Raw genomic sequence first — 18,891 nt, forward strand, 5'->3', positions numbered from 1 at the left:
GAGAGCAAGGTGGACCCCAGCATCGAAATCCCTCAACTGCCGGACTGCGAGCCCATGCTCATCGGCGGCGAGTGGACCACCGGCACCGCGACGGAGCGCATTCCGGTGCTCGACCCCGCCACCCGGGAGCAGCTCACCACAGTCGCCCAGGCGGGCTCCGCAGAGGTGTCGGCAGCGGTCGAGGCCGCCAACACCGCGCACCGGGACCGCCGTTGGCGCGGGCTGTCGCCCCGGCAGCGCCGTGACGTCCTGCTGCGCCTCGCCGATCTGGTGGAGCGCGACGCCGAGCAACTGGCGGTGCTGGACACCCTGGACAACGGCAAGGCCATCGAGCGCGCCCGCGGCGATGTGGAGTTGGGCCTGCAGGCCGTCCGCCACTTCGCGGGCACCCCGACCCGGCTGGCAGGCACCGTGCACGCGGCCGGCCCCGACCGGCACGTGTACAGCGTCCGCGAACCGGTGGGCGTGGTGGCCGCCGTACTGCCGTGGAACTTCCCCTTCATGATCGCCGCCTGGAAGCTCGCCCCGGCCCTGGCCGCCGGCTGCACGATCGTCGTCAAGCCCGCCGAGCAGACCCCGCTCACCGCACTGCGGCTGGCCGCGCTGTGTCTGGAGGCGGGCGTCCCCGAGGGCGTGGTCAACGTGCTGACCGGTGACGGCCGTACGGGCGCGGAGCTGGTCGCCCATCCCGGCGTCGCCAAGGTGTCCTTCACCGGGTCGACCGAGGTCGGGCGGCACATCATGGCCGCGGCGGCGCCGTCGTTGAAGCGGCTCACGCTCGAACTGGGCGGCAAGTCCCCCAACATCGTCTTCGCCGACGCCGATCTCGACGCCGCCGTACCGAACGCCGTGCGCGCGGTGTTCGGGCACTCCGGGCAGATGTGCACGGCGGGCAGCAGGCTGCTGGTGGAGCGCACGATCGTCAAGGAGTTCCTGGACCGGTTGGTGCCGGCGGTGGAGGCGCTACGGATCGGCCCCGGGCTCGCGGGCGGTATCAACATCGGCCCTCTGGTGTCGCAGGAGCAGTACGACCGCGTCACCGGTTACGTCGAACTGGGCCGCGCCGAGGGCGCCGAGGTGGCCGTGCGCGGTGAACTCCCGGCCGGGCCGGGCTGGTTCGTGCCGCCGACGGTGTTCACCGAGGTCACCCCCGACATGCGGATCGCCCGGGAGGAGATCTTCGGCCCGGTCGCCACGATCATGCCCTTCGACAGCGAGGAGGAGGCGATCGCGCTGGCCAACGACAGCGAGTACGGCCTTGCCGCCGGCGTCTGGACCGGCAGTCTGGCCCGCGCCCACCGCACGGCCGCCGCGCTGGAGGCCGGCACCGTGTGGGTCAACACGTACAACGAGTTCGACCCCGCCGTGGCCTTCGGCGGGATGAAGCAGTCAGGCCTCGGCAGGGACCTCGGCGACGCCGCCGTCGACGGGTTCACCGAGCTCAAGAGCGTGACGATCGCCCTGTGAGCGCGCCCGTGACGGCCGGCACGGCCGCCTCGCCCCCGAACCCACCGCCCCCGCGCACCCTGAACGTCGCGGCCGAACGCGCTCGCACCCCCGGCTCGTTCACCGGTCACCACTTCAACTCCGCCGGTGCGGCCCTGCTCGCCAACGGCACCGTCGAGGCGGTCATCGACCACCTGCGCGCGGAGAGCCTGTCCGGCGGCTACGAGGCCGCGAAGCACGCGGCTCCCGCCCTGGAGGCCGTTTACGCGCGTACCGCCGAGCTCCTCGGGGCGCGGCTGGAGGAGGTCGCCCTCGTCGAGAGCGCGACGGCCGGCTGGCAGCGGGCCGTGTCGGCGCTACGACTACGTCCCGGCGACCGGGTGTTGGCGGCCCGCTCCAGTTACGTCAGCAGCGCGCTGCATCTGCTGTCGGTCGAACGCGACCACGGTGTCCTGGTCGAGCTGCTGCCCAACGGCCCGGACGGAGCAGTGGACTTGGAGGCCCTGGAGGCAGCGTTGCGCGCGGGACCGGCCGCACTCGTGACGGCCGCCCATGTGCCGACCTCCTCGGGACTGGTCGAACCCGCCGCCGCGATCGGCGCGTTGGCCGGTGCCCACGGGGTGCCCTTCCTGCTGGACGCCACCCAGTCGCTCGGCCAACTGCCGGTGGACATGGGTGCCATCGGCTGCGACCTGCTCATCGGAACCGGCCGCAAGTTTCTGCGCGGACCACGCGGCACCGGCCTGCTCGCCGTCCGCCGCCCGCTCCTGGACCGGCTCGCCCCCGAGGCGCCCGATGTCCGAGGCGCCCGATGGACCGCCGAACGAAGCTGGGAACTGGTCCCGGACGCCAAACGCTTCGAACTGTGGGAAGCCGCCCACGCGTTGCGCCTCGGCCTCGGCGCCGCCCTGACCGACCTCGGCACACTCGGCGTCGACACCGTCGCCCGGCACCTGGCCACCCTCGCCGGGTCACTACGGCAACGCCTCGCCGCCCTGCCGAGGGTACATGTCACCGACCCGCCGGCCGCGGGCGGCGCCATCGTCACTTTCGTGATCGACGGCCTGGACGCCTCCGAGGTGCAACGCCAACTCACCTACCGCCGGGTCCACTTGATAGCGGTACCGGCGGGACACGGCCGCTGGGACATGGATCACCGGGGGCTGACCAAGGTGGTCCGGGCCTCGGTTCACGTCTACAACGACGAGGACGATCTGGACGCGCTGGTGGAGGCGGTTCGGGAGATCGTCTGCCTCCAGGGGCGCGGTACGGCAACGGCTGTGGCTCGGCGGGACGCGTGGTCGGCGGACGCGTGGCCGGGGAGCGCAGTCCCTGAGGCCGCGGAGCCGGGGAGCGATCCCGCAGCGCCTGCGCCGTCGCACTCGGCACCTCGGAAGGCCACGTCCACGCCCGCGGTCACGCAGGGTCCGGCTCCGAGGTCGCCCTCGCAACCCGCGACCACACCCGCACCCGCGATCGCCACCACCGGGCCGGCACCCGCTCCCGCCCCGACCCCGCGCCCTCCACGCCCCCACCCCCGCCACCACGACGCGATAGTCGTAGGTCTCGGCGTACACGGCAGTGCCGCCCTACGTCACCTGGCCGCACGCGGACTCGACGTCCTCGGGCTCGAACAGTACGGCCTGGGCCACGACTTGGGTTCCTCGCACGGGGCGACCCGGATGATCCGCCGCGCCTACCCCCACCCCGACTGGGACTCCCTGGTCGACACCGCCTACCGGGCCTGGTCGGAGCTGCAAGGCACCTCGAAGGCCCAACTGCTCGACATCACAGGCGGGTTGTACGCGGCGCCGCAGGACCGCCCCGATCCCCTGCGCGGCCCCGGCTGCCGTCAGGTCGACGCCGACGAGGCGGCACGGATCTTCCCGGGACTGCGGCTGCCCACCGGATTCACCGCGGTGCACGACCCGCGCGCCGGCATCATCGACGCGCAGGAGACGCTGCGCGCCCAACTGACCCTCGCCGAACGCGCGGGCGCGCACCTCCACGACCACGCCCCCGTCCTCGGCTGGGAACCGGACGGCGACGAGGTCGTGGTCCACACCGGCAAGGCCGCCCTGCGCACCCGCCGCCTGGTGCTGTGCACCGGCCCCTGGACAGCAGCCCAAGTCCCGTCTCTCGCACCACATCTGACGGTCACTCGCATCGTCAACGCCTATTTCGCCGCCGACCCGGCGGGACCGCTCGGCTCCTCCGGCCTCGGCAGCTTCTCCGTCGACCTGCCGCAAGGCCTCCTGTACGGGTTCCCCGCGACCGACGGCCGCGGCCTCAAGGCGGGACTCGACAGCGGGCCGCCCTGGGACCCCCGCGCTCCCCGGCCCCAAGCCACCAACGATGAACTCGCCCTGCTCGCCGAGGCCGTGGCCCAAGTCCTGCCCGGCGCCGGCCCCGTGACCCAGAGCCTGACGTGCCTCTACACGATGACCGCCGACCGGCGTTTCATCGTCGGCGAAGTGCCGGGCGTACCGCAGGTGCTGGTGGCGTCGGCGTGCTCGGGGCACGGGTTCAAGTTCGGACCGGCGATCGGCGAGGCACTGGCCGACCTCGTGTGCGGAATCGCCCGCCCGGACCTGGATTTCCTCTCCCCGGCCCGCCTGTTTCCCGGTGGCGCCCCGTGAAGCGCCGCGCCGGGTCGCCCCGGACCCGCCGGTCAGCCGTGGAAGACGGTCTGGGAACGGCGCTCGTACCAGGCCGTCAGATGCTCACCGGAACTCATGACGTGCTCGCGCATCAACGCGTCGGCGAGGTCGGCGTCGTGCGCGGCCAACGCGTCGATCACGGCCTCGTGCTGACGGATGTTCAGCTGCCGGTGGCGCTCGTCGCCGGCGAGGGCGAGCGAGGAGACGTTGCGCGGGAAGCTCTCGTTGATCCGGTCGATCATCCGGGTCAGCCACGGATTGTCGGCCGCCTCGCAGATGACCGTGTGGAAACAGTCGTTGGCCGCGGTCGTGGTGGTGCTCCCACCCCCCGCCCCCTGACCCGCGGCGCCTGCCACGGCCTCGCACAGTACGGCGTTGTGCTCGCGCAGCGCGGCGAGCCCGCGTTCGGTGATGCGGGAGGCGGCGCGCCTGGCGGCCATTCCCTCCAGTTCGGCACGCACCTCGTAGGCCTGGCGCACCTCCCAGGGCGCGGGCACCCGAACCACCGCACCACGGTTCGGCTGCATCTCGATCAGCCCGCCGTTCTGCAGCTGACGCAGCGCCTCGCGAACCGGCGTGCGGCTGACCCCGAACTCGGTGGCCAGCGCCGCCTGGCGCAGCGGTTTGCCGATCGCCAGCTCGCCGTTCATGATCCGCGCGCGGATGCGGGCCGCGATGTCGTCGACGAGGGGACTCTCGTCAGTCTGGGGGGTCATGGGAGTCGGTCAAACCCTTCTCGGGGGCGGTCGGAGGCTGCGCGGTGGTGGAGCAGTTTCCCACGCGGCCGAGGGCGTCCACAGCCGCTCATTTTTGGATCCACTTCCATGATATCCGCATCCAATAGGAGGGCCGCATGAATCTGGACTTCGCCAAGGCGATCGACGTGTCCGTTCCCATCCACCCCGGCATGCTGCACTGGGGCCGCCGCCCCGAGGTGGAGATCGTCGAGTCCCGCACCGCGGGCGATCCCTCCAATGTGAGCCGCTGGCGCATCGGCGCCCACACCGGCACCCATATCGATGCTCCGGCCCACTTCATCGACGGCGGCAAGACGGTCGACCGGCTCGACCTGTCCGCCCTCAACGGAACAGCGCGGGTGCTGGACCTCACCCATGTCAAGGAGCAGATCACCGCCGCCGACCTCGACGCGGCCGGCCTCGGCGACGAGGAACGGGTGCTGTTGCGCACCAGCAACTCCGAGGGCGTGCTGCGCAGTCCGTGGAAGGCCCGGCAGTGGGTCGGGCTGGCCCCGGACGGCGCGGAACGGCTCATCGAGGCCGGGGTGCGCACCGCGGGCATCGACTACCTGAGCATCGAGGCGGTCGCGTACACCACCCACTGGGAGACCCACCAACTCCTCTGCGCCGCCGAGGTGTTGATCCTGGAGGTCGTGGACCTCCTCCACACACCGGCCGGGGTCTACGACATGCTCTCCCTCCCTCTGCCCCTCCAGGGCGCCGAAGCCGCCCCCTCCCGCACCGTGCTCCTCCCGAGGGACGAGGCATGACAGCCCCCTCCCCGCTGATCCTGGCCGCACCGCACCCGGCGGCGCTGACGGCGGCCCGCCGCGCGGCCGAGCGAGGCGGCAATGCCGTGGACGCGGCGTTGGCTGCAGCAGCAGCCCTCACCGTCGTCTACCCCCACCAGTGCTCCCTGGGCGGCGACTCGATCGCGCTCGTGCACACCCCCGGTGGCTCGGTCCGCGCGGTGATCTCGGCGGGGGCCGCCGCACAGGCCGTAGACGTCGAAGCGCTGCGCGCCGCCGACCGGCGGATGCCCGCGCAGGGTCCGCAGACGGTGACCGTGCCCGGTGTGGTCGCGGGCTGGGCCGCGCTCGCCGAAGTCCACGGCACACCCGGTGCCCTGTCCGCCGCTCTGCGGGACGCCGCCGAACTGGCCGAGGACGGGGCCACCGTATCGGCCGGTCTGGCGCGCGCCGTACGTGAGCGGGCTCCGCAGATCGCCGCGGACCCCGGGCTCACCGCGCTGCTGACCGGCCCCGACGGCGTACCGCTCGACGAGGGCGACCCGCTGCCCCAGCCCCGACTGGCCGCTGTACTGCGGACGCTGGCCGACGATCCGTCGTCCTTCTACCGGGGCGCGGTCGCCGAGGCGCTGGCGAACGGCCTGCGCCGGGCCGGGAGTTCTCTCACCGCGGGCGATCTCGCGGCCCACCAGGCGGAGGACACCGAGCCGTTGACGCTGGACGTGGCCGGAACTCGTTGGTGGACCGCGCCGCCGCCGAGCCAGGGGGCGAGCCTGCTGGCCGTACTGGAGACCGCCTCCTCGGTGGCGAAACTGCCCGAGCCGAAGCGCACCGGTGTGCTGGCCGCTCGCTGTCAAGATGCCTCGGCAGCACGTGACTTGCTGCTGGGTGACCCGCTCGGCCCTTCGCCCGTCGACCTGGACGGGCTGCTGCACCCGGCTCCGCTCGCCGGTGCACGGCCGCCCGAGCCGTCCTTCCGGCCCGCCGGGGACACCGTCGCGATCACCGCCGTGGACGCCTCCGGGCTGGCCGTCTCCCTGATCCAGAGCGTCTACCAGACCTTCGGCTCCGGTATCTGCGAACCGGAGACGGGCATCGTGCTGCACAACCGCGGCTCGGCGTTCAGTCTGCTGCCCGGCCATCCGGCCCTCATCGGCCCGGGGCTGAGGCCCCCGCACACGCTGTGCCCCGTACTCGGCCGGTCCGCCGAGCTGCTGCTCGCGGCCGGTTGCCAGGGTGGCCGGGCGCAGCCGCAGATCCTCGCCCAGACCGTGCCCGACCTGATGGACCCGGCCGCCGAACCGGCCACCGTCCTCGACCGGCCCCGCTGGGTGATCGGCGCCCGCGACATCGGCCACGACACGCAGACGCTGCTGGCCGAGCCCGGGTCCGTCCCGGCGGTCGGGGGTGCGTTCCCGTCGGTGGTTCCGGTCGTCGTAGCGCCGGGCCGTACCGATCTGGCCGGTCACACCCAGGCCGTACGACTGTCCGCCACCGGCCAGTTGGACGGCGCCTCCGATCCCCGCGCCGACGGGGGCATCGTCTTGGAAGGAAACCCGCTGTGAGCACTCTCGCCCCCGAACCCGCACCGGCCGACTCACCCCACCCGCTGGACCCGCTCACCGTCACCGAACTGGCTACGGCCGCAAGGGTGTTGAGAGCCGACACCCGGGTCCCCGGCGACGCGCGCTTCTGGGGCGTGGCGCTGGACGAGGACCACGCCCGCCGCGCCGCCCCCGGGGACACGCGGCGGGCCCGCGCGGTCGTGTTCTCCACCTCCGCTCGTCATGCCTTCGAGGTCGATCTCGAACTCGGCGACAAGCCGCAGACCACCGCCTGGCGCGAGTTGGACATCCGCAGCCCGGGATGTTCCTCCGAGGAGGCGCGGCAGGCAGCGGCGGCCTGTCGGGCGGACCCGCGTTTCCGGGAGGCGCTGGCGCTTCGCGGTATCCACGACGTGTCGCTGGTGATGGTGGACCCGGAGTCGATCGGCGGATTCGAGCCGCCCGAGTACGCGGGGCGCCGGCTGACCTGGGGCAGCGTCTGGCACCGCACCTCCGAGGACGACAACGGTTACGCCCGCCCGGTGCAGGGAGTCGTGCCGATCATCGACATGGAGACCATGGAGGTCCTGCACATCGAGGACCACGGGGTGATGCCGTTGTCGGAGGAGTCGGGCGTGTTCGCGGCGGGGACGGTGGTCGAGCGACCCGGGCTGAAGCCGCTGGAGGTCGTCCAGCCGGAGGGGCCGAGCTTCACCGTCACCGGGCAGCGGATCGACTGGCAGGGGTGGTCGGTCCGGGTCGGCTTCAGTCATCGCGAGGGGCTCGTGCTGCACGACCTCGCCTTCGCCGCGGCCGGGAAGGGTCCCCGGCAGGTGATCCGGCGTGCGGCCGTCAACGAGATGTACGTCCCCTACTTCGACACCGCCTCCACCCAGTACCGCAAGAACTTCTTCGACTGGGGCGAGTACGGCGCGGGCCCGCTCACCAACTCCCTTGCCCTGGGCTGCGACTGCCTCGGTGTCATCCAGTACTTCGACGCGGCGGTGCTCGGCGGCGACGGTGTCCCCCGGCTGATTCCCAACGCCGTCTGCGTGCACGAGGAGGACGACGGCATCCTCTGGAAGCACCACGACGGACGCACGGGCCGTACGGAGGTGCGCCGTTCCCGCCGGCTGATCATCTCGGCGTTCGCCACCGTCGCCAACTACGACTACGGCTTCTACTGGTCGCTGTACCAGGACGGTTCGGTGATGCTGGAGATCAAGATGACCGGCATCCTCTCCGCCACCGGCGTCGAGGAGGACGAGGCGACGCCGTACGCGCGCCGGGTCGCGCCGAACGTCGCGGTCACCAACCACCAGCACTTCTTCAGCGTCCGCCTCGACATGGCGGTGGACGGCCATCCCAACCGGCTGGTCGAGGTCACCGCCGAGCACGAGCCCGACCCGGTCCTCGACCCGTACGGCAACGCGGCCCGCACCGTACTGCGTCCGATCCTCAGCGAGTCGGAGGGCGCCCGGCGCACCGACCCGTCCCGCGCGCTGCACTGGCGGGTGGAGAGCACCGGGTCCCGCAACCGGATGGGCGAACCGACCGCGTACCGCGTGCACTTGGAGAACACGGCGGTGCTGCCGGTGCGCGAGGACAGCGTGTGCGCCCGCCGAGCCCCGTTCGTGGGACGGCAGTTGTGGGCCACGGCCTACGACGCGGACCGGCGGTTCGTCGGCGGCGAGTACCCGAACCAGGCCGAGCCGGGCGCGGACGGCGTGCACAAGTGGCAGGAGGAGAACCGGTCGTTGGACGGCACGGACCTCGTGCTGTGGGCCACCGTCGGCTCGCACCACTTCCCGCGCCCCGAGGAGTGGCCGGTGATGCCGGTGGCCAAGGCGCGGCTGCGCCTGGAGCCCGACGGCTTCTTCGACCGCAACCCCGCCCTGGACGTGCCCGCACCCAACTCCTGTCACACGCCGGGCCCCACGGCACCGGACCACTGCTGCGGCTGACCGCGCCTCCCCTCCCCCGAAAGGCGTCCCATGCGCGAGGAAGAGAACACACGGCTCACCCGGACCGGGCCCGGTACCCCGGCCGGTGAGTGGATGCGCCGCTACTGGCAGCCGATCGCCCTCAGCGAGGAACTCGACGGCGTACGACCGCTGGTGGCGCCCAAGGTGATGGGCCAGGACCTGGTCCTGTTCCGCGACGAGCAGGGCGAACTCGGACTCGTCGACCGCGGTTGCCCGCACCGCGGCGCCGACCTGGCGCTCGGCCGGCTGGAGGACGGCGGGCTGCGCTGCTGCTTCCACGGCTGGCTGTTCGCCCGCGACGGTTCCTGTCTCGACACCCCCGCCGAGCCCGTCGACAGTCCACTCAAGTCCCGCGTTCGGCTGGGCAGTTACCCGGTGCGCGAGATCAACGGAATCATCTGGGGCTACCTCGGCCCCGGCGAACCGCCCCAACTCCCCGCCCTGGACTGCTTCCAGGCGCCCACCGACCACGCCTTCGCCTGGAAGGGCCTGCTGGAGTGCAACTGGCTCCAGGCCCTGGAGGTCGGCATCGACCCCGCCCACGCCTCCTACCTCCACCGCTTCTTCCAGGACGAGGACCCCGCCGACAGCTACGGAAAACAGTTCCGCGCCGCCTCCCAGGGCACCGATCTCCCGATGACGAAGATCCTGCGCGAGTACGGCCGCCCCGACATCGACGCCGCCCGCACCCCGTACGGCATCCGCCTCACCGCGCGGCGCACGCTCGACGGCACGGACACCCAGGGCCTGCCGATGGACGGCAGCCGTACCCATGTCCGCATCACCCACCAGGTGTTCCCGCACGCCTTCCACATCCCGCTCGACGCGGAGACGGCGATCACCCAGTGGCATGTGCCGATCGATGACAACTCCAGTTACTGGTACGCCCTGTTCACCAGCGTCGGCGGCCCGGTGGACCAGGGCGAGATGCGCCGGCAGCGGGTCGGCGCGGTCACGCTGCCCGACTACCGGCCGCGCTTCGGCCGCGCGAACGGCTACGGCTACGACCCGGTGGAACAGCGGACGACCACCTACACCGGACTCGGCACCGACATCAACGTGCACGACCAGTGGGCGGTGGAGCGCCAGGGGCCGGTCCAGGACCGTACCCGCGAGCATCTGGGCCGCTCCGACAAGGCCATCGTGATGTACCGCCGGATGCTCGGCGAGGCCATTGCCGCCGTCGAGCGCGGCGAGGACCCGCCGCTGGTGCTGCCGGCCGAGGAGGCGGGGCGGCTGCACGGGCCGGTCGCCCTGGACGGGATCGGTCCCACCGAGGGCTGGCGGGAGCACTGGGCGGCCGTCACCGACAAGCAGCGCGCCGACAGCAGCTGGGCGCAGCCGCTGGGAACGGACGGCTGAGCCGCGTGGGATTCATCGAACGGCACGGCCTGTGGAACGCCGAACAGGCCGCCGCCGCACGGGAGATACACGCACGCGCGGAGAGCGGCGGGATGACGGTGGTACGGCTGGTCTTCGCCGACCAGCACGGTCTGCTGCGCGGCAAGACCGTCACCCTGGGCGAACTCCCCAACGTGCTGCGCGACGGCACGGGCATCGCCTCGTCCCTGCTCGCCAAGGACACCTCAGGGCGGACCGTGTTCCCGCTGTTCACCAAGGAGACGCCGCTCGGGCTGCCCGAACTGCGCGGCGCCGCCGACATGGTGATGGTGCCCGACCCGCTGACCTTCCGGATGCTGCCGTGGTCACCGGGCACGGGCTGGCTCCTGTGCGACCTGCGCTTCACCTCGGGCGCGCCGGTCCCGCTGTGCACGCGGGGGCTGCTGCGCTCGGTCCTCGACCAGGCCGAGGGGCTGACCTACCGCACCGGTCTGGAGGTGGAGTTCCACCTCTTCCGGCTCGACGACCCCCGCCTGGGCCCCGGCGACCAGGGCCAGCCCGGCGCCGCGCCCGAGGTCGGGATGCTCAACCACGGCTACCAGTACCTGAGCGAGTTGCGGTACGACGAACTCGACCCGATCCTCGACATCCTGCGTGCGAACATCGAGGGGCTGGGGCTGCCGTTGCGCAGTCTGGAGGTGGAATTCGGCCCGAGCCAGGTCGAGTTGACCCTCCAGCCCGCCGACGGTCTCGGCACCGCCGACGCGATGGTGCTGCTGCGCAGCGCCGTCAAGCAGGTCGCCGCCCGCCACGGCCATCACGCCACCTTCATGTGCCGCCCCCATCTGCCCGGCGTGTTCTCCAGCGGCTGGCATCTGCACCAGAGCGTGCTGCGGGCCGGCGTGGGTGTCTTCGCGCCGGAGGGCGGCGAACTCACCGCGTCCGGGCCGCCGTTGTCACCGTACGGAGCCGCCTTCCTGGGCGGGCTGCTTCGGCACGCGCGGGCCACCAGCGCGTTCTCCACCCCGACTCTCAACGGTTTCAAGCGCTTCCGCTCGCTGTCGCTGGCCCCGGACCGCGCGGTGTGGGGGCGCGACAACCGCGGGGCGATGGTGCGGGTGCTGGGTGACGGGCCCTCGTCCACCCGACTGGAGAACCGGATCGGTGAGCCGGCCGCCAACCCCTACCTCTACCTCGCCTCCCAACTCGCCGCCGGACTGGAGGGCGTGGCGGGTGGCCTGGAGCCCGGACCGGCCGCCGACGAGCCCTACGCGGCACGCGCCGAACCGCTCCCCCGCTCACTGGGCGAGGCCCTCGACGCGCTGGAGTCCGACCGGATGCTCGCCGACCGGCTGGGCAAGGACTTCGTGGCGTACTACACGAGCATCAAGCGAGCCGAGATCGACCGCTTCAGTCAAGAGGTGACCGACTGGGAACAGCGGGAGTACTTCCGTGTCTTCTGACCTCGGCTCCCCCAACGCGACGACCGAACGGCTCCTGGTCCAACAGGCCCGCTGGGTCGCCCACGACGTGCTGGAACTCCGTCTGACCCGGCCCACCGGCGGCGCCCTGCCGGCCTGGGAGCCGGGCGCGCACGTGGAGTTGACCCTGCCCTCGGGGCTGCGGCGGGCCTACTCGCTGTGCGGGGACATGGCGGACACCGAGGCGTGGACGGTCGCCGTGCACCGTGTGCCCGAGGGGCGTGGCGGCTCGCGGGAGATCCACGAAACCGCCCTGGTGGGACGGGAATTGGAGGTACGCGGACCCGTCAACCGTTTCCCGCTGGTACCGGCGCCGGGCTATCTGCTGCTGGCCGGCGGCATCGGCGTCACCCCGCTGCTGCCCATGGCCCGCGAACTCACCGCCCGCGGCCTGCCCTGGCGGATGGTCCTCGGCGCCCGCGACCGGTCCCGGCTCGTGTACGCCGGGGAGTTGGCGGCGCTGGGCGGGGACCGCGTGCTGCTGGTGCCGCAGGACGAGGCGGGCCTCCCGGACCTGGCGGCCGAGCTCGCCGCCACCCCGCCCACGCACGCCGTCTACGCCTGCGGCCCGCAACCGATGCTCCACGCGGTGACGACCCTGTGCCGTACGGCTGAGCCGGCGCGGTCACTGCACCTGGAACGCTTCACCGCGGCCGCCGACGCGATCCCGGATCAACTCGTCGCCGCGAGCGGGGAGTTCGAGGTCGTGCTCGGCCGTTCGGGCCTGCGGCTGACCGTGCCCGCCGACCGTTCCGTGCTGGACGTCGTACGGGAGAAGCTCCCGGACGTGCCGTACTCCTGCGAGGAGGGCTACTGCGGTACCTGCGAGACGCCGGTCACGGCCGGCGTCCCCGACCACCGCGACACGGTGATCGAGCCGTCCGAACGCCCCACCGCCACCACGATGATGATCTGCGTGAGCCGCTGCGACTCCCCTCTGCTGGAACTGGACCTCTAGGTGGTTCAGCCGTTCGCCAGGCGGTGCAGCAGGGCCCGGGGCCGGTACGGGATGACCTCGGCCAAGGAGATGGCGGTGCTGGTCCGGTCGACTCCGTCGATGGCGAGGATCGCTTTGGTGATGCGGTGCAGGTCCGCGGTGTCCTTGGCGACGACGTGCGCGAGGAGGTCGGCGTCGCCGGTGGTGTAGTGGACCTCGATGACTTCGGGGAGGTCGAGCAGGCCCTCGTGGACGCTCTCGGGTTCGGCCTGGCTCACCGCGAGCGACATGAACGCCACCAGCCCGTAGCCGAGAGCGGCCGGGTCGACGCGTCGGCTGACGGGCTTGAGCATGCCGTCGGCGGCCATCCTCCGCAGCCGCGCGTGAACCGTGTTCCGGGCCACGCCCAGGGTCTGGGCGAGGGCGAGGATCGTCGCGTCCGGGTCGTCGTCCAGGGCCAGGACGATCCGGGCGTCCAAGGGGTCCATCAGCGTCATGGCGTGCATTCTGCCACCAGACCTCCAAGCCATTGAGCATCTGTCGCACCTGGTAGGACCTGTATTGCGCGGATGCCCCGCGGTGTGGTCAAGGTGGTGAGCCGTTCCACGCCTCCGCCCCGATGAAGGACCGCCCGCCATGGCCTTGAGCTCGCACCCCACCGGTACCGGTCGCTCCTGGGTCGTCATCGTCGCCGCCGGAGTCGCCGCCGGGCTGCAGGTGTGGAAGGTCCCGCCCGCGCTCCCGTTCCTGCGGCACGACCTCTCGCTGAGCCTGGTCCAGGCCGGGACTCTGCTCGGGATCGTCCAACTGGCCGGAATGCTCGGGGGACTTGCCGTCTCTCTCCTGGCCGAGCTGATCGGTGAGCGACGCTGTCTGAGCGGGGGGCTGGTCCTGCTGTTCCTCGGTTCTGCGGGCGGCGGTTTCGCCTGGTCGGCGGCGCCGCTGCTGGCCTCGCGGGCGGTCGAGGGGGCCGGTTTCATCCTGGTGGCGGTGACCGGCCCGGGGCTGATCCGCCGCACCGCTCCACCCGGCCGCTTCACCACGGCCATGGGCTTCTGGGGCGCCTACCAGGGCATCTCCACCTTCACCGGGCTCATCACCGGCGCGCTGGCCCTCCAGGTGATGCCGTGGCGGGTGTGGTGGTGGGGCATGGCCGTGATCGCGCTGGTGCCGTTGCCGTGGGTCCTTGCCCACGTTCCCCGTGACGAGGCGGGTGGCGTGCGCGGCGCGGCGAACGCGCTCACCCGTATCGGCCGTACCGTCCGGGCACCGGCGCCCTGGACGGCCGGTCTCGTGTTCGCCTGCTACACCCTGCCGTGGATGGCCGTGGTCGGGTTCCTGCCCACCGTCTACCGCGACGGCGGGATGACGGGCAGTTGGCCGGGCGTGCTCAGTGCCGTGGTCGGCGCGGCGAACGCCGTCGGCTCGATCGCCACGGCGGCACTCATGAGACGCGGCCTGCCCACCCGCGCGCTCATCGCCCCCGCCTTCGCCCTCATGGCCGTCACTTCCGTGCCGGCGTTCGCCGTCAACTGGCACGGTCTCCCGGCAGGTACCGCTTGGCAGTTCGTGTGTGTCACGGTCTTCTCGCTGACCGGCGGTGCGATACCGGCGACCCTGCTGCGCATGATCGGTGAGCTGACGCCGGCCGGCGGCTCCGCTCCCGCCACCATGGGCCTGATCCAGCAGCTCTTCAACGCCGGCAGTTTCGTCGGCCCCACCGTCGCCGCGTGGCTGGCCACCCGCACCGGCGACTGGCACTCCGCCTGGTGGCTGACCTGCGCCTGCACGACTGCGGGCATCGCCCTCAGCCGCCGCCTCGGACCACGGGCCACGGCACCGGTGACGGACTCGACGACCGCGCCCTGCACCTGAACCCTGTCCCCTATGTCAACGGACCGTCCCCGATGCGCTCCCGGAGCCCGGTGCGAAGGGGATCGTCGTCGGGCAGGCCGAGTTCGGTGGTCAGGGCGAGCGCACGGGTCCACACCTCGTGGGCCGCGTCGGACTGGCCGGCGCTGCGATGGCTGTCTCCGAGGCAGATCAGGCAGGCGGCCTCGCCGGGGCGCTCCCCGGTGGCGTGGAACAACTGGGCCGCCTGCCGGTAGCGGTCAACTGCCTGTTGGTAGCGGCCCAGTTGATGGTGGATGTAGCCCAGGCTGTCGGAGATGTGGGCCTGCCCGTCCACGTCACCGGCCGCCCGCGCGAGTTCGAGGGCCTGCTCGCAGTGTGCGAGCGCACGGAGATGGTCGCCGAGGTGGGCCCGCCGCCAGCCGATGTGGTTGAGCGCCGCGGCCTGTCCTGCCAGGTCACCCGCCGCCCGGTAGTGCTCCAGACTCCGGTAGGCGTGCTCCAGCGCGAGTTCGGCGTTGTCCTGGCCCCCCGACATCCGCGAGAGATGCTGATGGGTCCGGGCCTGCCCCGCGTCGTTGCCGACCGCGGCGAAGAGTTCGAGTGCCCGCAGATAGTGCTCCCGGGCCGGTTCCGGACACTTCAACCGGTCCAGCGCGAGGCCCAGACCGCGGTGGGCGCCCGCCCGGCCGGCCGGGTCGCCCTCCCGCTCGGCCGCCGCCAGCGCGCGGTGCCCGGCGGTCAGCAGCGCCTGCCAGTATCCGTGCCGGTCCAGGAAGGTGGTCAGTACGGTGACCAGCCGCCACACGTGGGCGTCGAAGCCGGGCTGCGACTGCCGCACCAGCGCCAGCAGCACCGGGTGCTCGGCGACGAGCCAGGCCAGCGCGCGGCCGTAGTCCTCGAACTCCACCGCGTTCGCCCCGGATCTGGGCGGGGGCGACGCCACCGGGTTGGGCTGCGGGGTCACCAGGACGTCGGCCGCCCGCGCGGAGTGCAGGTAGTGGTCCATCATCCGGTGCAGCGCCGACCGCCGTTCCCACTCGTCGTCGTACGCGGTCACGAGTTCCCCGGCGTACACCCGCAGCAGGTCGTGGAAGGCGTACCGCCCCGGAGCGTGCTCGACCAGCAGGTGCCCGCCGGTCAGTTCGGCCAGCAGCGCCCGGACGCGCTCGGGCGGCGCCCCGGCCAGCGCCGCCGCCGCACGCTGGTCGAGGTCCGGTCCCGGGTGCAGCGCCAGCAGCCGGAACAGGCGGGCCGCGGCCGGGCTGAGCGCGCTGTAGGACCACGAGAACACCGCCCGTACCTGGCTGGACTCCTCGCCCCCGTCCAGCGCGTCCAGCCGGCCGCCCGCCTCCCGCAGTTCCTCCGCGAGTGTCCCCAGGGGTTGATGCGGCTGCGCGGCTGCGCGTGCCGACACCACGGCCAGCGCCAGAGGCAGTCCCGCGCACCAGGTGACGACGTCCGCCACCGCCGCCGGTTCGGCCGCGACCCGGATCACCCCGAGCCGCTCCGCCAGTACGTCCCGTGCGGCCGCCGGCGTCAACGGGTCCACCGCGAGCAGATGGGCGCCCTCCGTCGCGGCCAGCCCGGTCAGCCGGTTCCGGCTCGTCACCAGCGCCATACAGCCGACGGCCCCCGGCAGCAGCGGGCGGACCTGCTCCTCGTCGCGGGCGTTGTCGAGTACGACCAATATCCGACGCCCAGTCAACAAGCTTCGGTACAGGCCGACTTGGGCCTCCAGCCCCGGCGGCATCCGCTCCGGCCGTACCCCGAGCGCGTCCAGGAACCCGCGTACCGCCTCGGTCGGCGGCACCACCGATCCCTGGGGGTCGAACCCCCGCAGGTTCACATACAACTGCCCGTCGGGGAACGCGCTCTCCACCCGGCGTGCCCAGTGCACCGCGAGCGCGGTCTTCCCCACCCCCGCCATGCCCGACACCGCCGAGATGACCACGGCGGCGGACTCCCCCTCGGCCGAGGCGAGGATCGCGGCGAGACGGGCCAGCTCGCCGTCACGGCCGGTGAACCCTCGTACGGCCATAGGGAGTTGGGCGGGATGCTCGGTCTGTCGTAGCACCGCCGATGGCTCGGTCTGTCGTATGACCCCCGACGGGTCGGGGCGCGGGGTCGACGCGGAGCGGTGGCCGCGCAGGATCGACTGGTGGAGCTGGCGCAGTGCCGGTCCCGTGTCCGTGCCCAGTTCCTCCGCCAGCCGTTTGCGGACGGCGGCGTAGCAGTCCAGGGCCTCCGCGCTGCGGCCGGTCTCGTGCAGGGCCCGCATCAGCGCTTCGGCCAGGGGTTCCGCGAGCGGGTACTCGCCGAGCAGGCCGGTCAACGGGCCGATGACGGGGGCGGGGTCGCCGTGGCGCAGTTCCGCGCGGGCCCAGCCGACGGCGGCGTCCTGGTGCTGACGCCGCCAGGCCTCGCGCATACGGGCCGCCCACTCCCCGTTCAGCCCGGACAACGGCTCCCCGCGCCACAGATCGAGTGCCTCGCGCAGCAGCACCGCCCGCGCCTGGTCGGCCGGCCCCGCCGCCCGCGCCTGGTCGACCAACTGCCGGAACCGGTACACGTCGACCTGGTCCGGGCGGGCCTCCAGCAGGTATCCGCCGGAACGGCGCACCACTAATAAGGGTTCCCGCGCGGTCTCGGCGGCCTGCTCGCACATCCGCCGTATCCGGGCGACATGGGCGTGCACCGCGCCGCGCGCGCCGTCCGGCGCGTGCGGGCCCCACACCCGCTCGATGACCACGTCGACGGCGACGGGCCGGCCTACGTCCACGGCCAACGCTGCCATCACGGTGCGGCGTTGGGGCGGGCCCACCTCCACCGCGCGCCCCTCCGCCGACAGTTCCACCGGCCCGAGCAACTGCACGTCCACCATGATGTGCGCCTCCCCCTACACAAAGCCTCCTCCTTTTTTTCACAGACGTGTATGCGGCGCGACAAGCCTTCGACAAGGTTTCCCGTCACACACCGGTGCGAATCTGCTGGGAAACGGACGGGGCGCCGACCGCGTCCCGTCCGGGCTCGACGGCAGGGCCGCCGCCTGGCGGCTGCGCAACAGGCAAACGGGGGCGAGACGTGTGATCACACAGGGAGTGATGGCACCTGAGAAACGGGTGCCGGTACGGCGGCCGGAGACCTTACCGGCCGCCGCGGGGAACGCAGGAGGACGGAGCGTGCTGGAAGGCGCCTTCGCGCTGCTGGAGGCGGTGGAGCGGGCCGTGGAGGCGGGGCCGACAAGGCTGGCGTCCGACTGCGGGCTGCCCAAGACGACCGCGTACCGGCTGCTGGAACAACTGGCGGACCTGGGCGCGGTCGAGCGATGCGGAGGGAGTTACCGGGTGGGACCGCGGATGTTCCGCCTCGGGAGCGCGTGGCAGCCGCACCCCCGGCTGCGCGCCGCGGGGCGGGAACCGATGCGCCGGCTGGCGCAGCTCACCGGCACGACGGTGGGGATCGCCGTGCTGTGGAAGGGCGAGACGCTGATGGTCGACTGGTGTCCCGACGACGCCCGACGGCCCGATCCGCTGGAGACCCGGATGACCTGGCCGTGGTTCACCGCGGCGGGCAAGGTCCTGGTGGCCACGGCCGCTCCGACACCCCTGCTGGGGCCGCTTCCCCCGTCCTGGGCGGGAGAAGCCGCGGTGATACGGGAGCGCGGCGCCGCCTTCGACCGGGAGGAGGTGGTAACCGGCGTGTGCTGCGCGGCGGTTCCGCTGCTCGGAGTACGCGGCACTCCCGTTGCGGCCCTCTGCGTACTCACCGATCCGGCCCACCACTTGGAACGGCTCGCGGAGACCGCGCGTCGGACGGGGCGGGTGATCAGCGCGGGGTTGCGGGGGCGGTGAGGGGCTGGGTCAGGGGCGGTCGGGGGCGGTGATACGACGGGGTCGGCGGCGCGGTCCGGAAGTCGGGCGGGGACGAGCACCGGCCGCGCCGCCGGCCCCGTCCTCGAAAACGCCGGGCGCTCGGGTGGGGAACGAGCGCCCGGCGTGACGCTCCGCGCGGTTGGTCGGCCGCTGCCCGGCGCCATGGCCGGGCGGCGTCCCGCACGAGACGCCGGTCGAGCGGCCGCGGCCGACGTCGACACCCCCGAAAACCCCTGCGCTCCCCGTCGATCCCCGTCGTACGCTGACGGCCGCTGTCTGCCGAGG

The 18,891-nt window shown here is 72.7% G+C and carries 13 protein-coding genes; 10 read left to right on the forward strand and 3 right to left on the reverse strand.

Going from position 1 to position 18,891, the window contains the following annotated elements; translation table 11 throughout:
* The first annotated feature begins 9 nt into the window (after positions 1 to 9).
* Together ACFWP5_RS06625 and solA are read left to right on the forward strand one after the other, a co-directional pair.
* The gene (locus ACFWP5_RS06625) at positions 10 to 1,467 is read left to right on the forward strand and encodes an aldehyde dehydrogenase family protein (RefSeq protein WP_384151230.1); all 1,458 of its coding nucleotides are present in this window, start codon (positions 10 to 12) and stop codon (positions 1,465 to 1,467) included.
* Positions 1,464 to 4,085: an N-methyl-L-tryptophan oxidase gene (solA, locus tag ACFWP5_RS06630; protein WP_384151233.1), complete on the forward strand. Its 2,622-nt coding sequence runs from the start codon at positions 1,464 to 1,466 to the stop codon at positions 4,083 to 4,085. Before ACFWP5_RS06625 ends, solA begins: the two co-directional genes overlap by 4 nt.
* Before the next feature lie 32 nt (positions 4,086 to 4,117).
* Here the strand turns inward: solA and ACFWP5_RS06635 are convergent, their stop codons facing one another.
* The gene (locus tag ACFWP5_RS06635; protein WP_384151236.1) at positions 4,118 to 4,822 is read right to left on the reverse strand and encodes a GntR family transcriptional regulator; all 705 of its coding nucleotides are present in this window, start codon (positions 4,820 to 4,822) and stop codon (positions 4,118 to 4,120) included.
* Between the two features lie 137 nt (positions 4,823 to 4,959).
* Between ACFWP5_RS06635 and ACFWP5_RS06640 the strand changes: the two genes are divergently transcribed.
* The 6 genes from ACFWP5_RS06640 to ACFWP5_RS06665 are packed head-to-tail and all read left to right on the forward strand — an operon-like array spanning position 4,960 to position 12,901.
* On the forward strand, positions 4,960 to 5,613 hold the full coding sequence (locus ACFWP5_RS06640; RefSeq protein WP_384151239.1) for a cyclase family protein: 654 nt from the start codon (positions 4,960 to 4,962) through the stop codon (positions 5,611 to 5,613).
* Positions 5,610 to 7,157 carry a gamma-glutamyltransferase gene (locus ACFWP5_RS06645; RefSeq protein WP_384151241.1) on the forward strand — a complete coding sequence of 516 codons (1,548 nt, stop codon included), beginning with the start codon at positions 5,610 to 5,612 and terminating at the stop codon, positions 7,155 to 7,157. Before ACFWP5_RS06640 ends, ACFWP5_RS06645 begins: the two co-directional genes overlap by 4 nt.
* Positions 7,154 to 9,100: a primary-amine oxidase gene (locus tag ACFWP5_RS06650; protein ID WP_384151244.1), complete on the forward strand. Its 1,947-nt coding sequence runs from the start codon at positions 7,154 to 7,156 to the stop codon at positions 9,098 to 9,100. The genes ACFWP5_RS06645 and ACFWP5_RS06650 overlap by 4 nt, the downstream gene beginning before the upstream one ends.
* 30 nt (positions 9,101 to 9,130) lie before the next feature.
* Positions 9,131 to 10,483, forward strand: a complete 1,353-nt coding sequence (locus tag ACFWP5_RS06655; RefSeq protein WP_384151247.1) for a Rieske 2Fe-2S domain-containing protein — start codon at positions 9,131 to 9,133, stop codon at positions 10,481 to 10,483.
* 5 nt (positions 10,484 to 10,488) lie between these two features.
* Complete coding sequence (locus tag ACFWP5_RS06660; RefSeq protein WP_384151250.1) at positions 10,489 to 11,925, forward strand: glutamine synthetase family protein; 1,437 nt, start codon at positions 10,489 to 10,491, stop codon at positions 11,923 to 11,925.
* Positions 11,915 to 12,901 (forward strand): PDR/VanB family oxidoreductase, encoded by a 987-nt coding sequence (locus ACFWP5_RS06665; protein WP_384151253.1) that lies wholly within the window; start codon positions 11,915 to 11,917, stop codon positions 12,899 to 12,901. The genes ACFWP5_RS06660 and ACFWP5_RS06665 overlap by 11 nt, the downstream gene beginning before the upstream one ends.
* Positions 12,902 to 12,906: 5 nt before the next feature.
* Here ACFWP5_RS06665 and ACFWP5_RS06670 read toward each other — a convergent pair whose 3' ends face one another.
* Entirely contained in the window at positions 12,907 to 13,377 is a 471-nt protein-coding gene (locus ACFWP5_RS06670; protein ID WP_384151256.1) for an Lrp/AsnC family transcriptional regulator, read from the reverse strand.
* Between the two features lie 139 nt (positions 13,378 to 13,516).
* Between ACFWP5_RS06670 and ACFWP5_RS06675 the strand changes: the two genes are divergently transcribed.
* Positions 13,517 to 14,755, forward strand: a complete 1,239-nt coding sequence (locus tag ACFWP5_RS06675) for a CynX/NimT family MFS transporter (protein ID WP_384151259.1) — start codon at positions 13,517 to 13,519, stop codon at positions 14,753 to 14,755.
* Positions 14,756 to 14,765: 10 nt separating this feature from the next.
* Here ACFWP5_RS06675 and ACFWP5_RS06680 read toward each other — a convergent pair whose 3' ends face one another.
* Positions 14,766 to 17,615 (reverse strand): BTAD domain-containing putative transcriptional regulator, encoded by a 2,850-nt coding sequence (locus tag ACFWP5_RS06680; protein ID WP_384151262.1) that lies wholly within the window; start codon positions 17,613 to 17,615, stop codon positions 14,766 to 14,768.
* A gap of 298 nt (positions 17,616 to 17,913) precedes the next feature.
* Here ACFWP5_RS06680 and ACFWP5_RS06685 point away from each other — a divergent pair, with 298 nt between their 5' ends.
* Positions 17,914 to 18,585: an IclR family transcriptional regulator gene (locus tag ACFWP5_RS06685; protein WP_384151266.1), complete on the forward strand. Its 672-nt coding sequence runs from the start codon at positions 17,914 to 17,916 to the stop codon at positions 18,583 to 18,585.
* Positions 18,586 to 18,891: the final 306 nt, after the last annotated feature.

Origin of the sequence: Streptomyces sp. NPDC058469 (genome assembly GCF_042721125.1) — a bacterium.
Taxonomy (GTDB): Bacteria; Actinomycetota; Actinomycetes; order Streptomycetales; family Streptomycetaceae; genus Streptomyces.

Excerpts from the sequence above, each read along its gene's own strand:
- ACFWP5_RS06635 (WP_384151236.1), bottom strand. The coding sequence starts at position 4,822 with ATGACCCCCCAGACTGACGAGAGTCCCCTCGTCGACGACATCGCGGCC.
- ACFWP5_RS06640 (WP_384151239.1), top strand. The coding sequence starts at position 4,960 with ATGAATCTGGACTTCGCCAAGGCGATCGACGTGTCCGTTCCCATCCAC.
- ACFWP5_RS06645 (WP_384151241.1), top strand. The coding sequence starts at position 5,610 with ATGACAGCCCCCTCCCCGCTGATCCTGGCCGCACCGCACCCGGCGGCG.
- ACFWP5_RS06655 (WP_384151247.1), top strand. The coding sequence starts at position 9,131 with ATGCGCGAGGAAGAGAACACACGGCTCACCCGGACCGGGCCCGGTACC.
- ACFWP5_RS06670 (WP_384151256.1), bottom strand. The coding sequence starts at position 13,377 with ATGACGCTGATGGACCCCTTGGACGCCCGGATCGTCCTGGCCCTGGAC.
- ACFWP5_RS06675 (WP_384151259.1), top strand. The coding sequence starts at position 13,517 with ATGGCCTTGAGCTCGCACCCCACCGGTACCGGTCGCTCCTGGGTCGTC.
- ACFWP5_RS06680 (WP_384151262.1), bottom strand. The coding sequence starts at position 17,615 with ATGGTGGACGTGCAGTTGCTCGGGCCGGTGGAACTGTCGGCGGAGGGG.